The sequence below is a fragment of the Streptomyces sp. NPDC001093 genome (genome assembly GCF_040298985.1).
In the GTDB taxonomy this organism is placed as follows: domain Bacteria; phylum Actinomycetota; class Actinomycetes; order Streptomycetales; family Streptomycetaceae; genus Streptomyces.
Genome location: NZ_JBEPBF010000134.1, coordinates 1 through 4086, shown reverse-complemented (window position 1 = coordinate 4086; position 4086 = coordinate 1). Strand labels below are relative to the sequence as shown.

3 protein-coding genes are annotated in these 4086 nt (G+C 71.8%); 1 reads left to right on the top strand and 2 read right to left on the bottom strand.

Going from position 1 to position 4086, the window contains the following annotated elements; translation table 11 throughout:
• Positions 1 to 97 precede the first annotated feature (97 nt).
• Entirely contained in the window at positions 98 to 1462 is a 1365-nt protein-coding gene (locus ABT288_RS40945; RefSeq protein ID WP_351619392.1) for an FAD-dependent oxidoreductase, read from the bottom strand.
• Between the two features lie 213 nt (positions 1463 to 1675).
• Between ABT288_RS40945 and ABT288_RS40940 the strand changes: the two genes are divergently transcribed.
• Positions 1676 to 2839 carry an NAD-dependent epimerase/dehydratase family protein gene (locus ABT288_RS40940; protein ID WP_351619389.1) on the top strand — a complete coding sequence of 388 codons (1164 nt, stop codon included), beginning with the start codon at positions 1676 to 1678 and terminating at the stop codon, positions 2837 to 2839.
• Here ABT288_RS40940 and ABT288_RS40935 read toward each other — a convergent pair.
• Positions 2791 to 3969, bottom strand: coding sequence for a C40 family peptidase (locus ABT288_RS40935; RefSeq protein WP_351619386.1), 1179 nt, complete (start codon positions 3967 to 3969; stop codon positions 2791 to 2793). The genes ABT288_RS40940 and ABT288_RS40935 overlap by 49 nt on opposite strands.
• Between the last annotated feature and the right edge of the window lie 117 nt (positions 3970 to 4086).

Below are 4086 nucleotides of genomic sequence, written 5' to 3'. Positions count from 1 at the left end.
GTGGTCTGCGGGGGGCCAACTCAATTCATGTTGTTTCGGGTGTGGGGCGTGAATTTGGTCGGGCCGGCCCCTCGCCGAGCCTTGCGGAGTCCCGGACCTACGCCCCGCTCTCCCGCAGCATGTCCTCGCGCTCGACGATCTTCACGCGCTCACGGCCCTGCGGTTCGCCCAGGGCGCGCTCGGCGGCGTCCAGCTTGTACCAGCCCTCCCAGGTGGTGAACCGGACCTCGCGCTCGGTGAGGAAGGCGTCCACCGCCTCCGGGTCGGGCGAGGCCGGGGTGTGCAGCCGGCCGCCCGCGTAGTCGTCCAGCAGGTTGGCGACGGTCTCGTTGGCGTCGCCCTTGGTGTGGCCGATCAGACCGATGGGGCCGCGCCGGATCCAGCCGGTGACGTAGGTGGACTGGAGGTGGGCGCCGCCCTCCTCGACGACCCGGCCGCCCTCGTCCGGGACGGTGCCCGAGTCGATGTCCCAGGGGAGCTTGGGCAGCTTCTCGGAGAGGTAGCCGACCGCGCGGTAGACCGCGGTGACGTCCCAGTCCTTGAACTCGCCGGTGCCCTTGACGTTTCCGGTGCCGTCGAGGGCGGTGCGCTCGGTGCGCAGGCCGACGACCCTTCCGTCCTCGCCGAGGATCTCCGCCGGGGACTCGAAGAAGTGCAGGAACAGCTTGTGCGGCCGGTCGCCGGTGTCGCGGATCGCCCAGTTCTCCAGGGTCTTGGCGACCATGTCGGCCTGCTTGTTGCCGCGCCGGGTCGCGATGGAGCCCTCGTCGTAGTCGATGTCCTCGGGGTCGACGATGACCTCGATGTTCGGCGAGTGGTCCAGCTCGCGCAGCTCCATCGGGCTGAACTTGGCCTGGGCGGGGCCGCGCCGGCCGAAGACGTGGATCTCCACGGCCTTGTTGGCCTTCAGGCCGTCGTAGACGTTCGGCGGTATCTCGGTCGGCAGCAGCTCGTCCGCGGTCTTCGCGAGGATGCGGGCCACGTCCAGGGCCACGTTGCCCACGCCGAGGACGGCGACCTTCCCGGCCTCGAGCGGCCAGGTGCGCGGCACGTCGGGGTGGCCGTCGTACCAGGAGACGAAGTCGGCGGCGCCGTAGGAGCCGTCCAGGTCGATGCCCGGGATCGACAGCTCGCGGTCGGCCATCGCACCCGTGGAGAAGATCACCGCGTCGTAGAAGGCGCGCAGGTCGTCCAGGCTGATGTCGGTGGGGTAGTCGACGTTGCCGAACAGCCGGATCTGCGGCTTGTCGAGGACCTGGTGCAGGGCGGTGACGATGCCCTTGATGCGCGGGTGGTCGGGGGCGACGCCGTACCGGATCAGGCCGAACGGGGCGGGCATCCGCTCGAAGAGGTCGATGGAGACGCCGGGGTCGGCGGCCACCTCGGACTTGAGCAGGGCGTCGGCGGCGTAGATCCCGGCGGGGCCGGCTCCGACGATGGCTACCCGCAGGGGGCGCGGCATGATCAGGTTCCCTTCGCGTCTGAATGGGCGACTTGATCAGGAAGCCTAAACTAAGGCAGACCTAAGTTGGTACAGGGGTCCCGTCTATGACCCCATAAGTGGATCTTATGACTTGCCCAGCCTTGCCTTATGGTCCGGGGTGTTCCCCTTGGGCGGCCGGTGCCCGACCCTGGCTCAGGGACTGAAGGAATCGGCCGGGAAGGCGGGGCGGGCATGGGTGGACGCGCAGGGGCGACCGTGGCGGTGACGGGCGGCAGCGGCTTCGTCGGCAGTCATCTGGTACGACGCCTGCTCCAGCGGGGCTACCGGGTCCACGCCACCGTACGCGACAGGGCCGACGCGGCGAAGGTCCGGCCGCTGTGGGAGATGCAGGAGACGTTTCCCGGTCGACTGGAGCTCTACGAGGCCGACTTGCTCACAGACGGCACCTTCGACGAGGCCTTCCGTGACTGCGCGGTCGTCTTCCACGTGGCCTCGCCGTTCCTGATGCCGGAACAGATCGAGGACGGCCGACGGGACGTCGTGGACCCGGCGCTGCTGGGCACCCGCAACGTCCTGGCGGCGATCGAGCGGGCCCCCGAGGTGCGGACGCTCGTGTTCACGTCCACCGTGGGAGCGATCTTCGGCGACTACGCCGACGTGCTCGCCATGGACGGCCAGGTCCTCTCCGAGCGGTACTTCAACACCACCAGCACCGCCGAGAACAACCCCTACCACTACGCCAAGACGCTGGCGGAACGTGCCGCGTGGGAGGCCGGGGCGGCGCAGGACCGCTGGCGCATGGTGTCGGTCAACCCCGGGCTGGTCCTGGGGCCTTCGGTCACGCCCGCGTCCGACTCCGGCAGCCTCTTCCTTCTGGACGAGCTGTTCCAGGGCTCCTTCTGGTACGGCGCACCGGACTTCAGCTTCACCACGGCGGACGTCCGGGACGTGGCCGACGCGCACATCGCCGCCGCCGAGAACCCGGCCGCGCACGGACGGTACATCGTGGCCGCCGAGACCATGACGTCGTTCCACGAGATGGCCCGTATCGTCCTCGCCCGCCACCCCCGCGACCTCCGGCTCCCGCGCACCAGGCTCCCGCACTGGCCGGTCCGCGTCCTGGGCCCCGCCTTCGGCCTCACCCAGGACTACATCCGCAGGCACCTCGGCATCCGTTTCCGCGTGGACAACAGCCGCAGCATCCACGAACTGGGCCTGACCTACCGCCCGTTGGAGGAGACCCTGCTCGACCACTACGAGAGCCGGCGCGCACACCGGCGCCGCGGCCGACCCGGCCACGGTCGTCCCGGCCACGGTCGTCCCGCTCGTCCCGGTCCGCAGGCCGCTCAGGCGGGCCGCACGATCCGGTGGATCGCCGACTCCCCGGCGCCGTAGACCGACTCCTCGCGTATCGACGCTCCCGGGCCCGGCGCGTGCACCATCATGCCGCCGCCGACATGGAGGCCCACGTGCCGGTCGTCGTCGAAGAAGAGGACCAGGTCGCCGGGCTCGATCCCGGCGAGGGTGACCGGCGCACCGGCGAGCGCCTGCTGGTACGCGGCCCGCGGCAACTGGACCCCGGCGGCCTTCCAGGCGGCCTGGGTGAGGCTGGAGCAGTCGTACGAGTCCGGCCCGGTCGCACCCCACACACACGGCTTGCCGATCTGCGCCCGCGCGAACGCGATGGCCTTGGCGGCCCGCACGGCCCGGGGCGACTCGGGGACGGCGGTGAGGGACGCGGTGTCGGTCACCGACGTCAGGGTGGTGGGCGAGGCGCCCCAGGCCGGCATCGCGGTGGCCGTCGCACCGGGTGACGCCTCGTACGGCTGCTGCCACTGGGCGGTCGCGGGGTCCGGGGAGGGGGGCTGCGCGGGTGGCGCCGGCGGTATGGCCGTAACCGATTCCGGCAGCATGGCCGCAACCGGCGCCGACGGTGCGGCCACGACGGTCTCCGGCGGTGCCACCGTCATGGGCGCGGCTTGAGCGGCCGCGGCGGCCGTGGTGAGGCGGGCGGTGTACCGGGTGATCAGATCGCTCGCCGCGGCCAGCTTGCGCTGGTTGTTCGCCTTGGACGCGGCGGGGGAGGGGCGGCTCGGAGCGGTGGGGCCGGGCAGTGCCCACGGGTCCTGAACCGGGGCGCCCTGGGCGGCGGACAGCGAGGTCACCGGGAGGACGGCGGTCTCGACGGGACCGGGGCCCGCTGGTGGCACCGTACCGAGACCGGCCGGTTCCACCGGCCCCAGGCCGGCCGGCTCCACCGGTCCGAGACCGGCCGGCCCCACCGGATCGAGGCCGGCCGGTATTCCGCCCGTATCCGGACCCGTCAGGGCTGCCGCGCCGGGTAGCGCCAGGCTGCTCCCCGCGCTCGCGCCGGCCCCACCTGTTCCGTCGAGGGCCGTCAACTCTGCTCCGCCGCCGGTCAGTTCGGGACGGCGTGGCGCGGGGAGTGCGGCGCGTCCGCTTTCGCGCGCCGCGAGGGCGAGACTCTCCGGATCCGTCGACCGGCCGGCCGCCAGCTCGGCCACCGTGCGCTCGATGGCGCGCTCTCAAAAGTGCGCGCAGCCGCATCTCGTCGCCGCCGTTCTTTGTCTCGAAACCTACGATGGATCTTGGAGGGTGACGGGGTGGTCACCCGGAACCCG

Bases quoted from the DNA above. Each gene is read 5' to 3' on its own strand.
- ABT288_RS40945 (WP_351619392.1), bottom strand. From the start codon at position 1,462: ATGCCGCGCCCCCTGCGGGTAGCCATCGTCGGAGCCGGCCCCGCCGGG.
- ABT288_RS40940 (WP_351619389.1), top strand. From the start codon at position 1,676: ATGGGTGGACGCGCAGGGGCGACCGTGGCGGTGACGGGCGGCAGCGGC.